This window comes from Streptomyces chryseus (assembly GCF_014650755.1).
Classification (GTDB): domain Bacteria; phylum Actinomycetota; class Actinomycetes; order Streptomycetales; family Streptomycetaceae; genus Streptomyces; species Streptomyces chryseus.
Genome location: NZ_BMVO01000091.1, coordinates 1 through 563, shown reverse-complemented (window position 1 = coordinate 563; position 563 = coordinate 1). Strand labels below are relative to the sequence as shown.

At 70.2% G+C, this 563-nt stretch carries 1 protein-coding gene; it reads right to left on the bottom strand.

Going from position 1 to position 563, the window contains the following annotated elements:
- On the bottom strand, nucleotides 1-563 hold a 563-nt coding region (locus tag IE185_RS32900; RefSeq protein ID WP_189716591.1), incomplete at both ends, for a transposase domain-containing protein.

Here is a 563-nt window from a genome sequence, read left to right as displayed (position 1 = left end):
GGGCCAGATGCCGCGGCGAACACCGCGTGTGTCCCGCATTCCACCAGCGCGGCAACCCGCACCTGCGGATACGCACTGCGCTGCTGCCCTCGGCCCGAGCCGGGCCGGCCGAAGAACGAGCTGTTCGCCTCGGTGTCCGCCACATCAAACGTGGTGCCGTCCACCGCGGCCAGACGCCACCGCCGATACCAGGCACCAGCAGTGTCCGGGACGGCCACCGGCCGACACACCCGCGCAAACAGCACCATCAACGGCTCCGGACCCAACCGCCTGCGGGCCCTGCCGATCGCCGCCGTCGTCGGCACCCGCCACGGCTTTTCCCACCGCCGCACCCGCTCCAGGCCCTGCGTCAGCAGCCGGGCCACTTCCTCATAGCCCTGCCCGGAGAACAGACACATCGCGAGCACGAAGTAGACCACCACCCGGGCCGGCAGCAGCCTCGACCGCTGTTCCAGACGCCCGCACTCCACGATCACCTCATCCACCAGCTCGGGCGGAAACACCCGCGTCAGCACACCCAGAGCGATCCGGTCCGACAACCGCTCACCCGACGACTTCACCTG